Below are 21,976 nucleotides of genomic sequence, written 5' to 3' on the forward strand. Positions count from 1 at the left end.
GCGACGGGGGTAAGCGGGCGGTCGAGCTGGAAAGGGGTCGAGCATGCAGCTGTCCTTCCTGCGCCCGCTCTACGACCGACCCGGGCCGTGGTGCTCGGTGTACCTGGACGCCTCCGCCGACACCGAGGACGCCCACCCGGCGCTGGACCTACGCTGGCGCGCCCTGGAACGCCGCCTGGCCGAACAGGGGGCGGACGAGGCGAGCGTCGCCGCGCTGGACCGGGTGATCCGGGGTCACGACCCGATGGTCGGGGACTACGGCCTGGCGGTCTTCGCCAGCCACGGTCAGGTGGTGCTCTCCGAGTACCTGTCCGCGCCGCCGCTGCGCGACCTGGCGAGTTACGGGCCGTTGCCGCACGTCATGCCGCTGCTCGCCCAGCGCGGCGAACAGGTGGCGTGGGTCCGGGTGGTGGCCGACCGTACCGGGGGCGACGCCGTCGCGGTCAGCGCGGGCGGCGTACCCCGACGGGCGCACGTCGCCGGCCGGGAGAGCTTCCCGCTGCGTCGGGTCCAGCCCGGCGGCTGGTCGCAGTCGCGCTACCAGCGGGCCGCCATGGAGGCGTGGCACCAGAACGCCGGCGACGTCACCGCCGCGACCGTGGAGCTGGCCGACCGCGTCGGCGCGGACGTCGTGGTGGTGGCCGGTGACGTCCGGGCCACCGGGATGATCGCCGCGCAGATGCCGCCGCGCTGGCAGGACCTGGTCGTCCGCACCGACGCGGGCTCCCGGGCCGGCGGCGCCGACCAGAGCATGCTGGACGACCTCACGGTGCAGACCATCGCCGAGGTCGCCGACCAGCGGATCACCGCCGCGCTGGACAAGTTCGGCGTGCAGGAGGACGTCGGCGCGGGACTCGACGCGGTCGTGTCGGCCCTGCAACGCAACCAGGTCGACACGATGCTCATCGTCGACGACCCGTCGGCCAACGGCGAGCTGTGGATCGGCCCCGAGCCGACCGAGATCGCCGTCGACCCGGCCCAGTTGAGCGCGATGTCGGTCGGCGACCCGCAGCGGGTCCGCGCCGACGCGGCGCTGGTCCGGGCGCTGGTGGGCACCGACGCGGCGTTGACGGTGCTCGGCGCGGACGAGGCGCCGCAGCTCACCGACGGCGTCGGCGCGGTCCTGCGGTACGTCGACGAAGGCACCCCGGGACGCGGCAATGGCTGAGCGCCGGGTCGCGGACCTGGTGGTCGAGCGGATGCGGGCCTGGCGGGTGCCGCGCGCCTTCGGCTACCCCGGAGCGGCGATCGCCCCGCTGGTCGAGGCGCTGGAGGACGCCGGGGGCGACCCGGCGTTCGTTCCGGCCCGGCACGAGGAGACCGCCTCGTTCATGGCCACCGGGCACGCCAAGTTCACCGGTGGCATCGGGGTCTGCCTGGCCACCCAGGGACCGAGCGCGGTGCAACTGCTCAACGGCCTGTACGACGCCAAGCTCGACAGCAAGCCGGTCGTGGCGATCGTCGGTGAGGACGTCACCGGGCCGCTGGGCGGCGCGCACCAGCAGATCGGGTTGAGCCGGCTCTTCGGCGACGTGTGCAACCAGTTCGTCCGGTACGGCCGCAGCCCGGCGTCCGTACCCGCGCTGCTGGACCAGGCGTTCCGCACCGCGGCGGCGACGCGGAGCCCGACGTGCGTGGTGCTGCCCCGGTACCTGCAGGAGGCCCTGGTGCCGGACCTGGGGACGCACGCGGCGGGCGTGATCACGGCGACCCCCGGTGAGCCGCTGGCCCGGGTGCTGCCGCACGAGGTGGACCTCGACGCCGCCGCGCAGGTGCTCGGCAACGGCCAGCGCACCGCGATCCTGGTGGGCCAGGGTGCCCGGGGCGCCGCCGCCGAGATCGTCGAGCTGGCCGACCGCCTCGGCGCCGGGGTGGCGACGTCCCTGCTGGGCAAGCCGATCCTGGACGAGCGCCTGCCCTTTCACGCCGGGGTGCTCGGGGAGGTCGGCACGCCGGCTGCGGCCGAGCTGATGGGTGGCTGTGACACGCTGCTGCTGGTCGGTACGAACGACCCGTGGACCGACTACTTCCCGATGCCCGACCAGGCCCGCACGGTGCAGATCGACATCGACGGCACCCGCATCGGCAGCCGCTACCCGGCCGACGTCCCGCTGGTCGGTGACGCCACCGAGACGCTGCGGGCACTGCTGGAGCGGGTGCCCGCCCGGCCGCACCAACAGTGGCGCGCGACGGTGGAGAGCACCGTCGACCGCTGGCGCGCGACCGCCGCCGACCGGGCCGCCGCGCCGGCCGAACCGATCAACCCGCAGCTCGTCCTGCAGGAGCTGTCCACCCGGGTGCCGCACGCCGGGTCGGTGGCGGTCGATGTCGGCTCGGTCCTCTACTGGTACGCCCGGCACCTCGTCCTGCCGCCCGGGGTGAACGCGCAACTCTGCGGCACCCTCGGTTCGATGGGCTGCGCCCTGCCGTACGCGGTGGCCGCCAAGCTCGCGGCCCCGGATGCGCCGGTGGTCGCGCTGCTCGGCGACGGGGCCATGCAACTCAACGGCCTCGCCGAGCTGATCACGGTGTCGCATCACTGGCAGGACTGGGCCGACCCACGGTTGGTGGTGCTCGTGCTCAACAACCGCGACCACAACGGCATGGGCGGTGGACGGGAATCGTCCGGGGACCCGATGGGCCGCCGTCCCGACGTGCCGTACGCGGGCTGGGCCCGGCTGCTCGGGCTGCACGGCGTCCGGGTGGACCGTCCGGAGCTGGTCGGCGCGGCCTGGGACGAGGCGCTCGCCGCGGACCGGCCCTGCGTCCTGGAGGCCGTGGTCGACGCGACGGTCTCGTTGGCGCCCCCGGAACCGGCCTTCGCCGACCTGCGTGGGCTGTACGCCGAGGGCGAACCGGCCCGGCGCGTCCGCGAGCAGGTGGAGCAGGCCGTGGCCGTCGAGGATCTCGTTTAGGCGCACGCCACCAGGGCATCAGTAGCGGCCCGACGACCCTGGAGGTCCCATGCCGGAGCCCGCCGACCGCCGCTACGGTCCCGCGCCCCTGCCGCAGCCGCGCGGCCCGCTGTCGGCGGCGGTGACCGACGCGCTGCGACGCGCGCCGTACGACCTGCCGGCGGACCTCGGCGTCGACCTCGACCCGGCGGACCCGCTGACCGACGAGGATCTGCAGCTGACCCTGTTCCTCTGCTACGAGCTGCACTACCGGGGCTGGCAGGGCGTCGACGAGGGTTGGGAGTGGCAGCCCACCCTGCTGGCGCTGCGGGCCCGCGCCGAGCGCCCCTTCGAGGCGGCGCTGCGCCGGCTGGCCGACGTGCCGGCGGTGCCGGCGGACGGCGTCGCGGCCGGGCTGGCCGAGCTGGTCGCGGCCGACGACGGGCCGTCGCTGGCCGCCGCGCTCCAACGGCGTGCCGACCTCACCCAGTTCCGCGAGTTCGTCGCCCACCGCTCGGTCTACCACCTGCGCGAGGCGGACCCGCACAGCTGGGCGCTGCCGCGCCTCGGCGGCCCCGCCAAGGCCGCCCTCGTGGAGATCCAGACCGACGAGTACGGCAACGGGCGGTTGGACCGGATGCACGCCGAGCTGTTCCGGCGCACCCTGGAACGGCTGGGCCTGGACACCGGCTACGGGACCCACCTGGACGTGGTGCCCGCCGTGACCCTGGCGACCAACAACCTGATGTCCCTGTTCGGGCTGCACCGACGGCTGCGCGGGGCGCTGCTCGGGCACCTGGCGGCCTTCGAGATGACCTCGTCCCTGCCGAACCGCCGCTACGGCAACGGACTGCGCCGCCTCGGCCTGGACGAGGTGGCGACCCGCTTCTACGACGAGCACGTGGAGGCGGACGCGGTGCACGAGCAGATCGCCGCGCACGACCTGTGCGGCGGCCTGGTCCGGACCGAGCCGGCGCTCGCTCCGGACGTGCTCTTCGGCGCGGCGGCGGCGCTCGCGGTGGACCGGCTCTTCGCGGCGCACCTGCTGGACAGTTGGGCGGCCGGCCGCAGCTCGCTGCGGTCACCCGCCCCGCCGACCCCGCCGCCGACCGTCCCGCTCGTCGGCGTGGGTCCGGTGTCCGTGACGACCCCGCCGACGCCGATCGCGCTGGTCTGATCCGCTCAGCCCTCGCGGGTGGTGCCCGCCCGGAAGCTGATCGCCTTGTGGGTGCCGTCGCAGAACGGCTTGAGCGCCGACCTGCCGCAGCGGCACAGCGCCACCGTGCCCCGCCGGGCGTCGATCCGTTCGCCGTCCGGGGTCACCAGCGCGAAGTCGCCGCGGACGAGCAGTGGACCGTCCTCGTACGGGGTGATCGTGGCGGCGGCGGGCTCGCTGGTGTCGTCGGTGCGCATGGGCCCCGATGTGCCCGCCCCAGCCCCGGTGAAACCTGCGCGGCCGATCGTCGGTGATGACCGGCGCAACCCGCTGACCAGCGGATTGTGACCGCCGGGTGGGTGATGCCCCGTTTGAACCCCATCGGGACGGGAAGCCGGGCCGCGTGGTGAGCGAACGAGGCAAGGTGGGGCCGGTGCACAAGGTGCACAAGGGGCTCACGGCCGATGGCGCCGGCCTGGCCGGCGACCGGGTCGTGGCCCAGGGCAGCGCTGCCCGGGTGCTGGTCGCCGCCACCGCCCGGGCGCTGCGGGGCGCGGACTGCGCCGACCTCGGGCACACCGGGCCGATCTCGCGGTTTCCGACGGCGCCCGAGCCGGTTCGCCGGGCCGCGGCGACCCGAGCCGCCGGGCGGGTCGCCCTCACCGTCGACCAGATCGGTGAGGTGGACGCGGCCCGGGTGGCCCGCTGGTTCGTCGACCAGTACCCGCGCCGCAGCTATCCGGGGGTGCTCATCGGGTCGCCGCACGGCGCGGCCGCCCACCTGGCGGTCGCTCTCGGCGTGCCGTGGCTGCCCGCCGGCTTCGAGATGACCGTGCACTGGAGCGACGGGGCCGTGGACCGTCCCCGGGAGGCGCTGGCGCACGGGGGCGCGCTCGCCGAGCGGCTGGTCGGCGGCAACCCCGACGTGCACCTGCGCCAGGTGCACTGCCCGGCCAGCCGGGGAACCCTCACCGGCGTCACCGTGTCGCTGGCCGCCCGCTGGCGGTCGCTGCCGGCCGCGTACGCGCAGTTCCTGACCGACCGGCTCAGCGCCGACGCCCCGGTGCTGCTGGTGCGGGACGCGCGCACGTGGCCGGTGCTGGAACGTGGGCCCGGGCACAGCTTCCAGGTCGGCTGCCCGGCGAGCGGACTGGACCCGGTGGACTTCCACCCCGACAGCCACGCCCTGCGGCAGGTCCTGCGGGCGGTGGGCGGCGACGCCGCCCGGTGGGCGCCGCCGGAGGTGTCGGTGCCGTCAGGCGACGCCGAGTACGGCATGGACCCCGGATTCGAGCTCTCCGCGCGGGACTTCGCGGACCGTCACGGTCGCCCGCTGCATCGGGTGCTGGTGCCCCGGCCGGGAGCGTTGAGCGCGGCTGTGGCCGACCTCTACCGGCGCTGGTTGCGGGCCGCCGGGAAGACCGGTGACCGGTTGGTGGTGGAATGCGGTCGGCTGCTCGATCCGTGGCAGGTGGTGCGGGCGGGGCTGGTGCCGTACTGGTGCGAGAACGCCACCCGCCGCAGCGTGGACGAGGCCGAGTGGTGGCTGGCCGGCAGCGAGGAGTTCAGCTCGGTGGACGTCCTGCCCGAGCCGCCCGGTATGCGCTCGCCCGCCCTGGCCGGGCTCCCGCAGTGGTTGGCGGTGGCGGGCTTCGGCCGACGACGCCGGGCTCTTGACCGGACCTCCGCGCGGGGCTATCCGGTGACGTCCGTGCCGACGCGCCGGGCCACCGAGGTCATGCGCGCCCAGCCGTACGACCTGCCCGTCCCGCCCCCGCTGGGGGTCGCAGAGGCCCTGTCGGTGCTTCGTGACACCGGCGGCCACCAGGGGTTGCTCGTCTCCTGAAGGGGAGGACGCCGAAACTTCCTCGCGAACCCGGGGTCCCGTGATTGAGTACCTACGGAGCGGGAACATCGCTGGCTGCGACGACCTGATCGCGCTGCGTAGAGATGTTGTCGCCCGCTGGCATCCCAGTCACTGACCCACTTTCCGGCCCGGTGCGTGGCTCGACCACGCGCACGACCGGTTTCCCGATCCGGGCGGGGGACCTTCCTGAGGGAGGCGCGGATGTTCGGACAGACGAGCACGACCACGACCACACCACCACCCACCGAGCGTGGTCTGGAGGACCTCGACGCGGCGGCGCTGGCGTACGCGGCCCGGATCGAAGGGCTGCCGCCGGAGCGGCGACAGGAGGCGCGCGACGACCTGGTCCGCTTCGCGCTGCCGTTCGCCGGCCGGCTGGCCCGCCGTTACCGGGGGCGGGGCGAACCGCTTGAGGACCTGGAGCAGGTGGCCCGCCTGGGGCTGGTCAACGCCGTCGACAGGTACGACCCGGAGCGGGGTTCGTTCACGGCGTACGCGGCGATCACCATCGTGGGCGAGATCAAGCGCCACTTCCGGGACCGCACCTGGGGCGTGCACGTGCCCCGGCGGCTGCGTGATCTGATCCTCGAGGTGGGGCAGGCCACCGCCGCGTTGACCAGCGAGTTGTCCCGCGCGCCGTCGGTGGCCGAGCTGTCGGCCCGACTGGAGACGCCGGAGGAGGAGATTCTCGCGGCGTTGGAGTCGGCGGCCGGCTACAGCCCGGCGTCGCTGAACGCGCCGGTCGGCGGGGAGAGCTCCGCGGAGTTCGGCGACCTGGTCGGCGAGTCGGACAACGCCCTCGAATCGGTCGACGACCGGGTGACGGTGAGCGGCCTGCTGCACCGGCTGCCCTGGCGTGAGCGCCGGATCCTCGCCATGCGCTTCTACGGCAACCAGACCCAGGCGGAGATCGCCGCCCGGTTCGGCATCTCGCAGATGCACGTGTCCCGCCTGCTGTCGCGGGCGCTGACCTGGCTGCGGCAGGCCATGCTCGCCGACGCCCCACCGCCCTGGCAGAACGGCGCCGCCGAACCGGATCCGGGCAAGACCCGCATCTCGGTACGGCAGAACGGTGACCGGGTGGTCGTCGAGGTCGGCGGCGAGGTCGACCGCGACGGCGCGGACCAGCTACGCCGCGCGATGTTGGAGGCCGTCACCGGCCAGCCGAGCGAGGTCGTCGTCGACCTGGTCGGGGCGGGCGGGTTCGACGCCGGCGGGATCGCCGCGCTGGTGGCCGGTCGGGAGGCAGCCGAGCGTACCGGCGTGCCGTTGCGGCTGACCCGGGTCCAGCCGGCGGTGCGCCGCTCGCTCACCGCCGCCGGGCTCCCGCCCGCTCGGGACTGATCCGCCGAGGACAGCAGGGGCCCGACACCGAAGGAGGTGTCGGGCCCCTTGGCGCGTACGACTCTCAGCGGTCCTCGGTCTCACCGCCGTCGCTGTGCGGGTGCCGCCAGCGTTCGTGCGGCTTCGGCGCGTCCTGCGCGTCCTTCGGCGCGTCGCTCTGCTCGAAGCTGGGCCGGCGTACGCCCTCGGGCTCGGGTACGTCCACCGGGCGGGCGCCGGACTCGGGCGCCGGGTGGTAGCGGGCCGCCTCCATGGCGCCGTGCGCGCCCTCGGGCGCGGGTGACTCCGGCGCGTGGTGCTCGAGGTGTATCTCGTCGCCGAACTGCTGGGGTGGCTTCGTGGTGCGCTGCGGCAGGTCCCGGCCCAGGTCGGCGACGAGTGGGCCGTACTTCAGGTCGAACGCCGGCCGCTCGGAGCGGATGCGGGGCATCTTGTCGAAGTTGCGCAGCGGCGGCGGGCAGGTGGTCGCCCACTCCAGCGAGTTGCCGAAGCCCCACGGGTCGTCCACCGTGACCATCGCGCCGTACCGCCAGGACTTCCAGGCGTTGTAGATGAAGAAGAGCGTGGACAGGCCGAGGATGAACGCGAAGATGCTGGAGATGGTGTTCAGCGTGGTGAAGCCGTCGCTGGGCAGGTAGTCGGCGTACCGGCGGGGCATGCCCTCGGCGCCCAGCCAGTGGTGCACCAGGAAGGTGCCGTGGAACCCGATGAACATCGTCCAGAAGTGCGCCTTGCCGAGCCGCTCGTCGAGCAGCCGTCCGGTCATCTTCGGCCACCAGAAGTAGTAGCCGCCGAAGAGCGCGAAGACCACCGTGCCGAACACGACGTAGTGGAAGTGCGCCACCACGAAGTAGCTGTCGTGGGTGTGCCAGTCGACCGGCGGGCTGGCCAGCAGCACCCCGGTGAGGCCGCCGAGAAGGAACGTCACCAGGAAGCCGATGGCGAAGAGCATCGGCGTCTCGAAGGTGAGCTGCCCCTTCCACATGGTGCCGATCCAGTTGAAGAACTTCACTCCGGTGGGCACCGCGATCAGGTAGCTCAGGATGCTGAAGAACGGCAGCAGCACCTGCCCGGTGGCGAACATGTGGTGCGCCCACACGGTCATCGAGAGCACGGTGATGGCGATGGTGGCCAGCACGATCCCGGTGTAGCCGAACAGCGGTTTGCGGGAGAACACCGGGATGATCTCGGTGATGATGCCGAAGAACGGCAGGGCGATGATGTACACCTCGGGATGGCCGAAGAACCAGAACAGGTGCTGCCAGAGCATCGGGCCGCCGGTGGCCGCGTCGTACACGTGGGCGTTGAGCAACCGGTCGGCCGAGAGCGCCAGCAGCGCGGCGGCCAGCAGCGGGAAGACGAGGATCACCAGCACGCTGGTGAACAGCATGTTCCAGGTGAAGATCGGCATCCGGAACATGGTCATCCCGGGCGCGCGCAACGTGAGGATGGTGGTGATCAGGTTGACCGCGCCGAGAATGGTGCCCAGGCCGGAGACCACCAGGCCGAGCACCCACATGTTCGCGCCCACGCCGGGACTGTTCTCGACGCTGCTCAGCGGGCTGTAGGCGGTCCAGCCGAAGTCCGCCGAGCCGCCCGGCGTGACGAACCCGGCGACCACCATGAGACCGCCGAACAGGTACAGCCAGTACGCCAGGGCGTTGAGCCGGGGGAATGACACGTCCGGCGCGCCGATCTGGATCGGCACGATGAAGTTGGCGAATCCGAAGGCGGCGGGCGTGGCGAACAGCAGCAGCATCACCGCGCCGTGCGAGGTGAAGAGCTGGTTGTACTGCTCGGAGGAGAGGAACTGCAGGCCCGGCCGGGCCAGCTCGCCGCGCATCACCATCGCCTGCAGGCCCGCCACCAGGAAGAACCCGAAGGAGGTCAGCAGGTACAGCACGCCGATCTGCTTGTGGTCGGTGGTGGCGAGGAACTTGATCAGGGAGTTGCCGGGGACCGGCGTCCGCAGCGCCCCGGGAAAACCCCCGAAGCGGGCCGGTGCCAGGATCGCCGGTCCCCGATCGCGAACGGGTTCCGTGGTTACCCGCTTGGGCATGGCTGCTCACCCCGTCGTGACGGCAGAAAGGACGGGCGTGCCTACCCGACCCTTGCACCATGTAACCAGGCTTAAGCGGTGAATTCGGTCAGATCGCTGGTACCGGTCGAAGTGCCCCGCGGCCTCACGCCGCCGGCAGCATCGCCCAGACGGCCTTGCCCTGACCCGCCGGCACGCTGCCCCACCGCTGCGCCAGCTCGCGGACCAGCAGCAGCCCGCGGCCACCCTCGGCCCGCAGGTCCAGGCCGGCGGGTTGGGCCGCCGTCGGGCTGCCGTCCACCACGGCCAGGTGCAGGTACGGCCGCCGCAGCGTCACGGTCACCTGCATGGGGGTGCCCACGTGCCGGACGACGTTGCCGACCAGCTCGGTGAGCACCAGAGCCGCCGGACCCGCCGCGTCGGGCAGGTTCCACCGGGCGCACGCGTCGCCGACCAGCTCCCGGGCCCGCCGGCACGCCTCCGCCACCGGCTCCAACCGGGCGCGGATCCGCAGCGCTCCCTGCTCGCCGGCCACCCTCGTCGCCTCCGCGCAGTTCAGCGAGACCGGAACCACCCGGCACGTCGTCGACTCGGCCAGCCAACGGGCGGCGGCTGGCGGCGGGGCGCAGAGCACCACCGGCACTGCCGGCCACTCCTCGGCACGCCGGGCCGTCGCCGCGAAGACCGACAGCGCCAGCCGGTCCCGCACGTTCACTCGGGCGAGGTCGACCACCAGCGCCTCCGGCTGGGCCGCCAACGCGCCGTCCAGCGCCTGGTGCACCGACCGCATCGTGCCCAGGTCCAGGGCGCCGGTGAGCCGGACGACCGCCACCGGTGCCGTGTCGCGCACCTCGCAGGTTATCCGGCTGGCCATCGGGGCGTCCTCGATTCGCTGGTGGGTCGGGATCTGCCCACTACCCGAGGTTCCGCGCCAGCAAACCGGACCGACCGGCCAGGGCGACGCGGCTCACGGTCGCCGGGGCCGCGCGGTCAGCAGACCCAGCGCGATCAGACCGAGGCCCAGGCCGAGGTGCAGCCAACCGTCGGCGGCGTTGACCGGCAGGACGTTCGCGCCGGTGTCGTGGTCCACCGCCAGTCCGTAGAGCCAGAGCACCAGGTAGACCGCGCCGCCGCCGACCAGGAAGGTCCGCGCGCCGCCGACCGTCCGCGCCAGCGCCAGGCCGACGACCCCGAACAGCAGGTGTACGAGGTTGTGCAGCACCGACACCTGGAAGGCGCCGAACAGGAACGCGCCCGAGGTGTGCCCCGCGAAGCGCAGGTTCTGCGTACCGCTGGTGATCCCCGGGACGAAGCCGAGCACACCGACCAGCAGGAACACGACGGACGCGGTGCTGGCCGCGCGGCGGACCGGCGGCTTGCCGTCCGCCGGGTTGGCCCGCGCCCGGGAGTGCGCCATCGGTCCGACCATCACCGGCTCCCTCGCTGCGCGGCAGGCGTACGGGTGCGCCTACCCGTCGCCGCCGGGGGCAAACGCGCCGGCGGCGACGGCGGCTCAGACCGGTTGCAGGCGGGACGCGGTCGCCAGCTCGCGGACCCGCTGGTACAGCTCGACGTAGCGCTGGGCCATTACCGCGGGCGTGAAACGCTCTGCCGCGACCCGGCGGCACTCGTACGGGTCGAGCAGGTCCGCGGCCAGCACCAGATCGGCCAGCTCGTCCTCCTCGCCGGTGAGCAGGCCGGTGCGTCCGTGCTCGATCAACTCGGGCAGGCAGCCCCGGGCGGTGGCCACCACCGGCGTACCCAGGGCCAGCGACTCGACCACGGCCGTGCCTCCCGGCTCCTCCCAGCGCAGCGGGAACAGCGAGGCGCGGGCGCTGGCCAGCAGGTCGTCGCGCTCCTGCCCGGCCACGGTGCCGACCCAGCGGACCAGGTCGCCGTCGACGTGCGGCGCCACCTCGTCGAGGAAGAACCGTACGTCCGGGTTCTGCCGGGCCTCGTCGCCCGCCGCTGCCAGGTCGGCCGGGCGGTGGTACGGCCCCACGGGACCGGCCAGCACCAGCGGTACGCCGATCCGCCGCGCGAGCCGCGCGCCCACGTCCTGCCCCTTGCCCGGGTTGATCCGACCGAGGATGAGCAGGTGGTCGCCCTTGGGCGGACCGGGCCGACGGTCGGCGTCCACGGCCAGCGGGGTGGACAGGTGCACGTGACCCACCGAGTGCTCCCGCAGCGCCAGTGGCGCCCGCGCCAACTGCGACGCCGAGACGCCGTTGACCCGGACCCGGTCGCCGCCGTCGAGAGCGCCGTAGAGCGCGGGGTGCTTGGCCAGGTCCCAGTGCAGGGTGTGCAGCACCGGCGGCCCGGACGGTCCCATCGCGGTGAGCGTGGCCAGCCCGACCGCCTCCACGTGGTCGTGCACCAGGTCGATGTCGTCACGGGAGTGCAGCTCGCGGACCACCCCGGCCAGGTGCGCCTGCGCGATGCCACAGACCTGGTTGTAGGGCCGTTGCAGCGCGCCGAACTGCCCGTCGGAAAAGACCGACACCTTCTCGTCCACCGGCAGAGCGCTGGACTCCACCGAGGCGAGCACCACGCGCACGCCGAGCCGCCGCAGCTCGGGCACCAGGGTCGCGATCACGTTCTCGATGCCCCCGTACCCGGGTGGGGGCACCGACAGCCACGGGCCGGCGTTCATCAGCACGGTGAGGCTCATCGACGGTCCTTTCGTACCCGGGCGGTGGCCGGCCGACGAACCGGGGCGCTCACGCGGCCGCCACCCGTCGGCGGGGGAGCCGGTGGCGCAGCTCGGCCAGCGGCGGACGCTCCTCGATGGACACGTCGCTGACCACGACCTCCCGGTCCAGGTTGGGCAGGGTGTCGGAGCCGCCCCGGCGGAACTGGGTCAGCAGCGCCTCCGGCATCAGGCCGGGGGTCGCCCAACCGCGTCGTTGCAGCCGGGACCACGCGGTCAGCATGATCTGCGCGGACATCCGGCCCAGCGCCGCCGTGTCCTGGTGACGGTGCTTGCGTTCGCCCAGGTCGACCTGCGCCAGCGCGTCCAGACCGACCAGGTCCAGCAGGTCGATCATCATGGCGGTCTCCACGCCGTACCCGGAGACGAACGGCACCCGGGCCAGCACGTCGCGGCGTCCGGCGTACTCACCGGCGAGCGGCTGCACGAAGCCGGCCAGTTCGGGCCAGAAGAGGTTGAGCAGCGGTCGGGCCATCAGTTCGGTCACCCGCCCGCCGCCGTCCTGTTCCACCGTGGCGGATCCGACGAGCGGGCGGTGGTAGAAGCCCTTCACGAAGTCCACCGACGGGTCGGTGAGCAGCGGCCCGAGCAGGCCGGTGACGAAGTGCGGGCGAAACTCCCGCAGGTCGGCGTCGATGAACGCCACCACGTCGCCCCCGGCGGCGGCCAGCCCCGCCCAGAGCGCGTCGCCCTTGCCGGTGAGCCGGGGCAGGCCGCGGGTCATCGCGTCCTGGCTGACCACCTCCGCGCCGGCGGCCCGGGCCACCTGGGCGGTGCGGTCGGTCGACCGTGAATCCACCACGATCAGCTCGTCGACGAGCGCGACCCGGTCCATCAGATGCTCCCGGATGGTCGACACGATCGCGCCGACGGTCGCCTCCTCGTTGCGTGCCGGCAGCACCACGCTGACCCGGCTCTCGCCCTTGGCCCGAAGCAACCGGCGTGCCGGCCAGTCCGCCGCCGACGTGGTCCGGTACGTGGCCCACGCCTCCACCACCGGTGACACGGTCGTATCCCGCACGGGCACCCCCTCTTTTCGTGCGTGGAACAAGCAGGGCTCTAGTTCCCACTTGCCGCCTCGCGCTAACCGTTCCCAGGGCAACAGCTTGATCACGACGTGGCATCGGCGCGTTCCCGGGGGATGAACGTTTGATTGCGCGCATGCCAGGGGACTGCTCCCGACGGAGCCGAAACGTTCTCGGAAGAGGTTGTCGAATGGTCAGCTGTCGGGTGGGCCTGGTCGGTGCCGGGGGAGTGGCGCAGCGTCATGCGCGGGTGCTGTCCGGATTCGACGACGTCGAGATCGTCGGGGTCACCGACGTGGTTCCGGAGGCGGCGGCCGCGCTGGCCGCGCGGCACGATTCGCGGACCTTCACCGACGTGGCCGAGTTGCTGGCCGCCGGCCCCGACGCGGTGTACGTCTGCGTGCCGCCCTTCGCGCACGGCCCGGCCGAGGAGGCGGTGATCGACGCCGGGGTGCCGATGTTCGTGGAGAAGCCCGTCGCCGTCGACCTGGGCACCGCCGAACGCATCGCCGACCTCGTCGCCCGGCGTGGACTGCGCACCGCCGTCGGGCACCACTGGCGTTACCTGAGCGTGCTCGACACGGCCCGTGAGCTGCTCGCCGACCGTCCGGTTCGGATGGTCAGCGGCGCCTGGCTGGACAAGGTGCCGCCGGTCGCCTGGTGGTCGCGGCGCGACCGGTCCGGCGGCCCGGTCGTCGAGCAGGCCGCCCACGTGCTGGACCTGATCCGGGTGTTGGCCGGCGAGGTGACCGAGGTCACCGCGTACGGCGACGGCACGCCACCGCCCGTCGACGGCGCCGACATCGACTCGGTGACCACCGCCACGCTGCGCTTCGCCAGCGGCGCGGTCGGCACGCTCAGCGCCGCCTGCGTGCTCGGCTGGAAGCACCGCGCCGGCCTGGAGATCCTCGCCGACGGGTTGGCCCTGTCGCTGGGCGAGGACGGCCTGCTGATCCGTGACGCCGACGGCGAACGGCACGTCCCGGCCGATCCGGAGGCCGCCCGGGTGGCGGTGGACCGCGCGTTCGTCGACGCCGTCCGCGGTGTCGGCGACGACGTGCGGGTCCCGTACGCCGAGGCGTTGAAGACCCAGCGGCTGGCCCTCGCGGTGGCCGACTCGGCCCGCGGTGGCCGGACGATCCGACTCACCACGCCCGCCGATTCGGGCGCCCTGAGCACCGGGGTGACCGTCGATGCGTGATCGGGTCGTCGCCGTCACCGCCCCCGGTCGGGTGGAGATCGTCGAGCAGGAGGCCGCGCCGCTGCGGCCCGGCACGTTCCGCGTCGAGACGCTGTTCAGCGGCGTCTCCGCCGGCACCGAGCTGAGCTACGTCAAGGGCACGAACCCCTACCTGAACGTCACCTGGAACGCCGACCTCGGGCTCTTCCAACCCGGCGCGGCCAGCACCCCGTACCCGGTGACCCGGCTGGGTTACATGCAGGTGGGCCGGGTGGTGGAGAGCGCGACCCCGGCGGTGGCGATGGGCGCGGTCGGCGCGATGACCTACGGGCACCGCACGGGCTGGCTGGCCGACCCGGTCACCGAACGGTTCGTGCCGCTGCCCGACGACCTGGACCCGCTGCTCGGCGTCTACGTCGCGCACATGGGCCCGATCTGCGCGAACGGTCTGCTGCACGCCGCCGCCGACCTGCACGGCGCGGACGTCCGCTCGCTCGGCGACGGGGTACGCGGCCGGCGGGTCGCGGTGGTCGGCGCCGGAGTGGTGGGCCTGCTGACCGCCCTGCTGGCCCGCCGGCACGGCGCCGCGTCGGTGGTGGTGCTCGACCCGACCCCGCGGCGTCGTCGGGTCGCCGACGCGCTCGGCCTGGAATCGCTCGACCCGGAGGCGGACGACCCCGCCGTGGCGCTGAAGACCCGGTGGGCCCACGTCGCCGGCGACCGGGGCGCCGACGTGGTGTTCCAGTGCCGGGGACAGGCGTGGGCGTTGCACCTCGCGCTGCGGCTCCTGCGCCCGCAGGGCACCGTGATCGACCTGGCCTTCTACCAGGGCGGCGCGGACGCGGTCCGGCTCGGCGAGGAGTTCCACCACAACGGCCTGGCCCTGCGCTGCGCGCAGATCGGACGGGTACCGCGCGGGCTCGCGCCGACCTGGGACCGGGAACGGCTCTCCGCCGAGACCGTCGACCTGCTGCGGACGTACGGCGATGTCATCCGCAAGCACCTGGTCTCGGCGGTGGTCCCGTTCGACGAGGCGCCCACCCTGCTCACCGACCTGGCCGAGCGCCGCCGCCAGGAGCTACAGGTGGTCCTGGCCGGCTGAGGAGCCGTCGCGGGGTGAGCGGGCCGGCTACCGTTCGCCCCATGAGCACCTCGACGGACACGCCGGTCGACAGCCGTCCGGTCGGTCTACGCGCCCTGCTGCCGTACCTGCGCGAGCATCGGGGCACCCTCGTCGTGGTGGGCGTGCTGTCGCTGGCCGGTTCGGCGGCGGCACTGGCCCAACCGCTGCTCACCCGGTCGGTTCTGGACCGGATCGGCCGCGAGCACCCGGTCTGGTGGCTGGTGGCGGTGCTGGTGGGGCTCGTGGTGCTCGGCGCGGCGATCGGCGGCCTGCGCGACTACCTGCTGCAACGTACCGCCGAAGGGCTGGTGCTGGGCACCCGGCGACGGCTGGCGGCCCACCTGCTGCGGCTGCCCATCGCCGAGTACGACCAGCGGCGCACCGGCGACCTGCTCTCCCGGGTGGGCTCGGACACCACCCTGCTGCGGGCGGTGGTCACCTCCGGGCTGTTCGAGACCGTCACCGGGGCGGTGATGGTGGTCGGGGCGGGCACCGCGATGGTGCTGCTCGACCCGCTGCTGTTCGGCGTCACCCTGCTCGGGGTGGGCCTCGGGCTGGGCTTCGCGGCGACCTTCGCCCGGCGGGTCCGGGCGTTGGCCCGCGCAGCCCAGGAGCGGGTCGGCGAGATGACCTCGGCGGTGGAGCGGGCGATCTCGGCGGCCCGGACCATCCGGGCCAGCCGGGCCGAGGCGCGGGAGGCGGACACCGTCGCGGTCAGCGCCCGTGAGGCGTACGGGGCGGGGTTGCGGGTGGCCCGGGTGCAGGCGCTGATCGGCCCGATCGGCTCGGTCACCGTGCAGGGGGCGTTCCTGCTCGTGCTCGGCATCGGCGGGGCGCGGGTCGCCGCCGGGGCGATCTCCGTCGGCGATCTGGTCGCCTTCGTCATGTACCTGTTCCTCCTGGCGCTGCCGCTGGGTCAGGTGCTGCGCGCGTACACCCAGTTGCAGTCCGGTCTGGGCGCGTTGCAGCGGATCGAGGAGATCCTGGACGTGCCGGCGGAGGGTGCGGCGGACCGACCGACGGCCGGGCCCGCGACGACGACCCCGCGCCGGGCCGCACCCATGATCGAGTTCGACCGGGTCGGGTTCGGCTACCCGGGCGGCGCGTCGGTGCTGCACGGCGTCAGCTTCGCGGTGCCGACCGGCACCCGTACCGCCCTGGTCGGCCCGTCGGGGGCCGGCAAGTCGACGCTGCTGGCCCTGGTCGAGCGCTTCTACGAGGTGAGCGCCGGCGCGGTCCGGGTCGACGGCGTGGACGTGCGGGATCTGCCCCGCGACGCGCTGCGGGCCCGGCTCGGCTACGTGGAGCAGGAGGCGCCGGTGCTCGCCGGCACGCTGCGCGAGAACCTGCTGATCACCGCCCCTGACGCGACGGACGACCGGTTGCGCGAGGTCCTGGACGAGGTCAACCTCACCCACCTGGCCCAGCGCACCCCGCAGGGCCTCGACGTGCAGGTGGGGGAGGGCGGGGTGCTGCTCTCCGGGGGTGAGCGGCAGCGGCTGGCCATCGGTAGGGCCCTGCTGGCCGCCCCGCCCGTGCTGCTGCTCGACGAGCCGACCAGCAACCTCGACGCGCGCAACGAGGCCGCGCTACGCCGCGCCATCGACGCGGTGGCCGTGCGCCGTACGCTGCTGATCGTGGCGCACCGGCTCGCCACCGTGGTGGACGCCGACCAGATCGTCGTCCTCGACGGCGGCCGGGTGGTGGCCGTGGGCACCCATGCCGAACTGACCGCCACCGACCCGCTCTACCGGGAGTTGGCCACCCACCAACTGCTGGTCGCCTGACCGCGCCCCGGCGGGACCAAACTTGCCGGGCGGCCGGGCCGCCCGTGTCGGGCCAGAATCGCGTACCGTTGCCGCTCATGGGTGTGTCGCAACGGTTCAAGAGCAAGTTCCGGCGTTTCCTCCAGCGCCCGGGATCAACCGTGGATCTTGCTCCGCTGGAAAAGCTGCTGCCGGCGATCGAGGCGCGCGAGGACGACCTCGCGGCGCTTGACGACGCCGAGCTGACCGAGGCCGCCGGTGCCGCCACCGGCTACGAGGAGATCTGCGCCGTCGGCCGCGAGGCCGCCCGCCGGGGCCTCGACCAGCGGCCGTACGACGTGCAGCTGCTCGGCGCGATGGCGCTGCTCTCCGGCAAGGTCGCCGAGATGGCCACCGGTGAGGGCAAGACGCTGACCGCCACCATCGCCGCGTACGGGCACGTCCGGCTCGGCAACGGTCCGGTGCACGTGCTCACCGTCAACGACTACCTGGCCCGCCGGGACGCCCAGTGGATGGAGCCCGTCTACACGCTGCTCGGCCTGACCGTCGGCTGGGTCAACGAGGCGTCCACGCCCCAGGAGCGGCGCGACGCGTACTCCTGCGACGTCACCTACATCTCGGTCAGCGAGGCGGGCTTCGACTACCTGCGCGACCAGCTCGTCACCGACGTGGAAGACCGCGTGCAGCCGGTACTGACCACGGCGATCATCGACGAGGCCGACTCGATCATGATCGACGAGGCCCGGGTGCCGATGGTGCTCGCCGGCGCGGTGCCGGGCGAGCAGGACCCGGTACACGCCGCCGCCGCGCTGGTGCGCGGCCTGCGCAAGGGTCGGCACTACACGATCGCCGAGGACGGGCGCAGCGTGGCGTTCACCTCTGCCGGCCTGGCCGCCGTCGAGGCCAAGCTCGGCATCGACCTGTACGACGAGGAGCACGTCGAGCAGCTCTCCGCGGTCCACGTGGCGCTGCACGCCCAGACCCTGCTGCACCGTGACGTGGACTACATCGTCCGGGACGGCTCGGTCGAGCTGATCGACGAGATGCGCGGCCGGGTGGCCCAGCGCCGCCGCTGGCCCGACGGGCTCCAGGCGGCGGTCGAGGCCAAGGAAGGGCTGGACGCCACCGCCGAGGGCGAGGTGCTCGGCACCATCGCGGTGCAGGCGTTCATCGCGCTCTACCCGAAGGTGTGCGGCATGACCGCCACCGCGGTGCTGGTCGGCGACCAGTTGCGGGAGTTCTTCAACCTCGAGGTCGCGGTGATCCCGCCGAACACGCCGTGCGTCCGCGAGGACGAGCAGGACCGGATCTACGCCACCCGCGCCGAGAAGGACGAGGCGCTGATCGACGAGATCCGCCGCTGCCACGACGCCGGGCGGCCGGTGCTCGTCGGCACCCTGGACGTCAAGGAGTCCGAGGCGCTGGCCGCCGGGCTCAACGCGGCCGGGGTGTCCTGCGTGGTGCTGAACGCCAAGAACGACGACGAGGAAGCGGCGATCATCGCCGAGGCCGGCGCGTACGGCGCGGTGACGGTCTCCACCCAGATGGCCGGCCGGGGCGTCGACATCCGCCTCGGCGGCAGCGACCAGGCCGACCGGGACCGGGTGGCCGAGCTGGGTGGCCTCTACGTGATCGGCAGCGGTCGGCACGACAGCCGCCGCGTCGACGACCAGCTGCGGGGCCGCGCCGGCCGGCAGGGCGACCCGGGCGGCTCGGTCTTCTTCGTCAGCCTGGAGGACGACCTGGTCGTCCGGCACGCCGCCGACGCGGTGCCCCCGTCGCCGCGGATGAACGCGGACGGCCTGGTCACCGACGAGCAGGTCGACTACGCGGTCGAGCACGCCCAGCGGGTCGCCGAGGGCGTCAACCACGAGATCCACCGCAACACCTGGCGCTACAGCGTGGTGATCGAGCAGCAGCGCATCGCCCTGGCCGCCCGCCGCGAGCGCCTGCTGACCAGCGACGTGGCCGCCCTGATGCTGCTGGACAAGGAGCCCGAGAAGGCCGGCGAGATGGACGAGGACCTGCTCGCCCGGGCGGGCCGCTCGATCGCGCTCTTCCACCTGGACCGGCTCTGGGCCGAGCACCTCGCCGAGCTGTCCGAGGTCCGCGAGGGCGTACACCTGCGGGCGCTGGGGCGGCTCGACCCGCTGGACGAGTTCCACCGGGCCGCGGTGCCGGCGTTCAACAACCTCGTCCCGGAGATCGAGGCGCGCACCATCGCCACGTTCAACGAGACCGAATTCGATGAGGATTGGGAGCCCGAGGACGGCACCCTGGTCCGGCCGACCGCCACCTGGACGTACCTGGTGCACGACAACCCGTTCGGCTCCGAGCTCGACCGGCTGATCGCCTCGATCGGGCGCCGGCTCAGCAGCGCGTCGCGCTGACCTGGCTCGCGGGGTCTCTGCCGTACCTCCGGGTAGGGCAGAGACCCCTGCGTGCGCCGTTTCGATCCCGGTTTGCGAGGGTAGTAGGGCGGGTCGGTCAAGGCGGAAGAGAGCAGACGATGGCACACGTGACGACGTCAGCGGGATGGGCGCGGGGGCGTACGAGGGCAGTGCGACGGTGAACCTGGACACGCGGGAACCGGTGGTCGAACGACTCGGTGTGCTGGAGACAGCCGCGCTGTTGCGGGAGCTGACCGCCGGCCTGATCGGCCTGACCGATTTCGATGAGGCGCTGCTGGCGCTGGTCCGGGTCACCCGGGACGCGGTGGCCGGGGTGCGCTGGTGTGGGTTCACCGCGCTGCGCGCCGGCGAGCCGGCCAGCCTCGCCGCCTCCGACGATCGGATGGCCGGCCTCGACGATCTGCGCCACGGGCCCGACACGCCGGCCATGACCGCGATCCGACGCCGCGAGATGATCCTCGCGGTCGACCTGGCCGGTGAGCCACGGTGGCCGGCCTGGACGCCGCGCGCCCGTGACCTCGGCGTCCGGGGGGTGATCTCCGCGCCGGTGGACATCGACGACCAGGTGATCGGGGCGATCAACCTGTACGCCGCCGCGCCTGACGTGCTCACCCCACAGCACCAACTCACCGCGATGCTGCTCGCCGAACACGCCGGCCTGCTGCTGGCCGCCGTCCGGGACCGGGGCCGCCAGCAGGCGCTCGCGGGTGAGCGGGACGCCTCGCTCCTGCACGAGGGTGTCGTCGGCCAGGCGATCGGGGTGATCATGACGCAGCGGGGGTGCCCGGCTGCCGAGGCCCTGGACGTGCTGCGTACCGCCGCCTCGTCGCTGAACATACCGCTGCGCGAGGTCGCCGAACGACTCGTGCGGACGGTCTCCCGCCCCCGCGAGAGCTGACCGTCGACCGGCACGGGTGGATGCCCGTTCTCCCGGTCGGCGGCGAGTCGGGCGGCGTCGTTTCACCTCTCGGGCGCTCGGGTAGCACCCTGGTACTGGTGGACTGCGCCTGACCCTGGGGAGGACCGATGCAGAGCCGGCTGCGGGTGCAGGGGCACCCCATCCAACCGATGTTGGTGACGTTCCCGCTCGGGCTCTTCGTCAGCGCCACGGTCTTCGACCTTACCGACGTCGCCGGCGGGCCGGTCTTCCTCGGCGAGGTCGGCTACTGGACCGGCGTCGCCGCCCTCTTCGCCGCCGCCATGACGGCCATCGCGGGCATGGTCGACCTGTGGGACGTGCCGGTCGACGGCACCCGCCGTACCGCCATCGCCTTCAACCTGGTGAACGCCGCCATGGCGGGGCTGTTCCTGATCACCAGCCTGGTCCGCGCCCACTCGCCGGATCGTGGTGCGACGGCCGCGATCCTGTTCACCGAGCTGGTGGCGCTGGCGGCCGGCGGGGTCGGCGTGTACCTGGGCGCGCGGCTGATGCGCCAGTTCGACGGGGGCCGCGTCGAGACCGGCAGCCTGGACACCCTCGCCGGTGGCACGGTCGAGGTCGTCCGCCCCCGCCCCTGACCGACTCGGTCTTTGCGTGATCGACTCGGTTTCCGGAAAGACGGGGCGTCGGCGGCTCGGTGACAGGACGGCTTCCAGGAACGCGAGTCGATCAAGCGCCGGGTATATGGATTGCCGCTCGGGTGGCGTGCCGGCGAGGCTGATCGCCGTGACTGACGCGCATACCGCCGAGGACCTGATCGCGGAGGCCGCCGCCGCGCCCGTCGACGGGTGGGGTTTCGACTGGCTGGCCGGCCGAGCCACCGAAGAGCGTCCACCGTGGGGATACGCCCGGCTGGTCGGCCACCGGATGGCTCGTGCCCACGCGGCGCTGGACGTGGACACCGGCGGGGGCGAGGTGCTTGCCGAGATCCCGTACCCGCCCACGGTGCTGGTAGCCACCGAGGCGTGGCCACCGAACGTCCTGGTGGCACGACGGAACCTGCGCCCGCTCGGCGCGACGGTGGTGGCGGTCGCGCCGGACTCGGCGCTGCCCTTTGGCGACGACTCGTTCGACCTGGTGGTGAGCCGGCACCCGGTACGCACCGACTGGGCGGACACGGCCCGGGTGCTGCGCCCCGGCGGGACGTACCTGTCGCAGCAGATCGGGCCGGGCACGATGCGGGAGCTGAGCGAGGCGATCCTCGGCCCGCTGCCACCACCGGACGGCCGGCACCCCGAGGAGGCGGTCGCTTCCGCTGAGGCGGCGGGACTGCGCGTGGTCGACCTGCGCCGGGCCACACTGCGCGCGGCGTTCCACGACATCGGCGCGGTGGTCTGGTTCCTGCGCAAGGTGGTCTGGACCGTGCCGGGCTTCAATGTGGACCGCCACCGCGCGCCCCTGCTAGCCCTGCACCGCCGCATCGCCGAGCAGGGCCCCTTCGTAGCCCACGCCCAACGCTTCCTCATCGAAGCAACCCACCCCTAACCCCACCCCCCACCCCCCCCCGCGTCGCCCGGCTGCC

The 21,976-nt window shown here is 73.4% G+C and carries 18 protein-coding genes; 12 read left to right on the forward strand and 6 right to left on the reverse strand.

From position 1 onward, the window contains the following. The first annotated feature begins 43 nt into the window (after nucleotides 1–43). Genes AB0J36_RS29630 through AB0J36_RS29640 form a run of 3 tightly spaced genes read left to right on the forward strand, consistent with a single transcriptional unit; the run spans nucleotide 44 to nucleotide 4,071 of the window. Nucleotides 44–1,168, forward strand: a complete 1,125-nt coding sequence (locus AB0J36_RS29630) for a Vms1/Ankzf1 family peptidyl-tRNA hydrolase (protein ID WP_357175514.1) — start codon at nucleotides 44–46, stop codon at nucleotides 1,166–1,168. Next, a complete protein-coding gene (locus AB0J36_RS29635; RefSeq protein ID WP_357175511.1) occupies nucleotides 1,161–2,915 on the forward strand; it encodes a thiamine pyrophosphate-binding protein in 1,755 nt (584 codons plus the stop codon). The genes AB0J36_RS29630 and AB0J36_RS29635 overlap by 8 nt, the downstream gene beginning before the upstream one ends. 49 nt (nucleotides 2,916–2,964) lie before the next feature. After that, the gene (locus AB0J36_RS29640; protein WP_357397785.1) at nucleotides 2,965–4,071 is read left to right on the forward strand and encodes an iron-containing redox enzyme family protein; all 1,107 of its coding nucleotides are present in this window, start codon (nucleotides 2,965–2,967) and stop codon (nucleotides 4,069–4,071) included. Between the two features lie 5 nt (nucleotides 4,072–4,076). Here the strand turns inward: AB0J36_RS29640 and AB0J36_RS29645 are convergent, their stop codons facing one another. Then, a complete protein-coding gene (locus tag AB0J36_RS29645; RefSeq protein ID WP_357122017.1) occupies nucleotides 4,077–4,307 on the reverse strand; it encodes a CDGSH iron-sulfur domain-containing protein in 231 nt (76 codons plus the stop codon). A 176-nt stretch (nucleotides 4,308–4,483) separates the two neighbouring features. On the opposite strand from AB0J36_RS29645, the gene AB0J36_RS29650 reads away from it, so the two are divergent. Continuing rightward, complete coding sequence (locus AB0J36_RS29650; RefSeq protein WP_357397783.1) at nucleotides 4,484–5,896, forward strand: hypothetical protein; 1,413 nt, start codon at nucleotides 4,484–4,486, stop codon at nucleotides 5,894–5,896. Between the two features lie 222 nt (nucleotides 5,897–6,118). After that, nucleotides 6,119–7,261, forward strand: coding sequence for a SigB/SigF/SigG family RNA polymerase sigma factor (locus AB0J36_RS29655; protein WP_355052419.1), 1,143 nt, complete (start codon nucleotides 6,119–6,121; stop codon nucleotides 7,259–7,261). Nucleotides 7,262–7,325: 64 nt separating this feature from the next. Here the strand turns inward: AB0J36_RS29655 and ctaD are convergent, their stop codons facing one another. From ctaD to AB0J36_RS29680, 5 genes are all read right to left on the reverse strand, one after another. Next, nucleotides 7,326–9,320: a cytochrome c oxidase subunit I gene (gene ctaD, locus AB0J36_RS29660; RefSeq protein ID WP_357397780.1), complete on the reverse strand. Its 1,995-nt coding sequence runs from the start codon at nucleotides 9,318–9,320 to the stop codon at nucleotides 7,326–7,328. A gap of 124 nt (nucleotides 9,321–9,444) precedes the next feature. After that, nucleotides 9,445–10,173 carry an STAS domain-containing protein gene (locus tag AB0J36_RS29665; RefSeq protein WP_357397777.1) on the reverse strand — a complete coding sequence of 243 codons (729 nt, stop codon included), beginning with the start codon at nucleotides 10,171–10,173 and terminating at the stop codon, nucleotides 9,445–9,447. 93 nt (nucleotides 10,174–10,266) lie between these two features. Further along, on the reverse strand, nucleotides 10,267–10,716 hold the full coding sequence (locus AB0J36_RS29670) for a DUF4383 domain-containing protein (protein WP_357122204.1): 450 nt from the start codon (nucleotides 10,714–10,716) through the stop codon (nucleotides 10,267–10,269). Between the two features lie 96 nt (nucleotides 10,717–10,812). Then, a complete protein-coding gene (locus AB0J36_RS29675) occupies nucleotides 10,813–11,970 on the reverse strand; it encodes a glycosyltransferase (protein ID WP_357397774.1) in 1,158 nt (385 codons plus the stop codon). A gap of 49 nt (nucleotides 11,971–12,019) precedes the next feature. After that, nucleotides 12,020–13,003, reverse strand: coding sequence for a glucosyl-3-phosphoglycerate synthase (locus AB0J36_RS29680; protein ID WP_357122207.1), 984 nt, complete (start codon nucleotides 13,001–13,003; stop codon nucleotides 12,020–12,022). A gap of 221 nt (nucleotides 13,004–13,224) precedes the next feature. Between AB0J36_RS29680 and AB0J36_RS29685 the strand changes: the two genes are divergently transcribed. The 7 genes from AB0J36_RS29685 to AB0J36_RS29715 all read left to right on the forward strand — a co-directional run bounded on the left by AB0J36_RS29685 (nucleotide 13,225) and on the right by AB0J36_RS29715 (nucleotide 21,939). Beyond that, nucleotides 13,225–14,235 (forward strand): Gfo/Idh/MocA family oxidoreductase, encoded by a 1,011-nt coding sequence (locus tag AB0J36_RS29685; RefSeq protein WP_357397772.1) that lies wholly within the window; start codon nucleotides 13,225–13,227, stop codon nucleotides 14,233–14,235. Continuing rightward, the gene (locus AB0J36_RS29690; protein WP_357397770.1) at nucleotides 14,228–15,316 is read left to right on the forward strand and encodes a zinc-binding dehydrogenase; all 1,089 of its coding nucleotides are present in this window, start codon (nucleotides 14,228–14,230) and stop codon (nucleotides 15,314–15,316) included. The genes AB0J36_RS29685 and AB0J36_RS29690 overlap by 8 nt, the downstream gene beginning before the upstream one ends. Before the next feature lie 41 nt (nucleotides 15,317–15,357). Further along, nucleotides 15,358–17,124 (forward strand): ABC transporter ATP-binding protein, encoded by a 1,767-nt coding sequence (locus AB0J36_RS29695; protein WP_357397768.1) that lies wholly within the window; start codon nucleotides 15,358–15,360, stop codon nucleotides 17,122–17,124. A 77-nt stretch (nucleotides 17,125–17,201) separates the two neighbouring features. After that, a complete protein-coding gene (gene secA2, locus AB0J36_RS29700; protein ID WP_357175493.1) occupies nucleotides 17,202–19,493 on the forward strand; it encodes an accessory Sec system translocase SecA2 in 2,292 nt (763 codons plus the stop codon). Nucleotides 19,494–19,671: 178 nt separating this feature from the next. Then, nucleotides 19,672–20,412 (forward strand): GAF and ANTAR domain-containing protein, encoded by a 741-nt coding sequence (locus tag AB0J36_RS29705; RefSeq protein WP_357122043.1) that lies wholly within the window; start codon nucleotides 19,672–19,674, stop codon nucleotides 20,410–20,412. Between the two features lie 128 nt (nucleotides 20,413–20,540). Continuing rightward, nucleotides 20,541–21,032, forward strand: a complete 492-nt coding sequence (locus AB0J36_RS29710) for a DUF2231 domain-containing protein (RefSeq protein ID WP_357122045.1) — start codon at nucleotides 20,541–20,543, stop codon at nucleotides 21,030–21,032. Nucleotides 21,033–21,180: 148 nt separating this feature from the next. After that, nucleotides 21,181–21,939 (forward strand): methyltransferase domain-containing protein, encoded by a 759-nt coding sequence (locus AB0J36_RS29715; protein ID WP_357397762.1) that lies wholly within the window; start codon nucleotides 21,181–21,183, stop codon nucleotides 21,937–21,939. The last annotated feature ends 37 nt before the right edge of the window (nucleotides 21,940–21,976 follow it).

Source organism: Micromonospora sp. NPDC049662, assembly GCF_040675055.1.
Taxonomy (GTDB): Bacteria; Actinomycetota; Actinomycetes; order Mycobacteriales; family Micromonosporaceae; genus Micromonospora.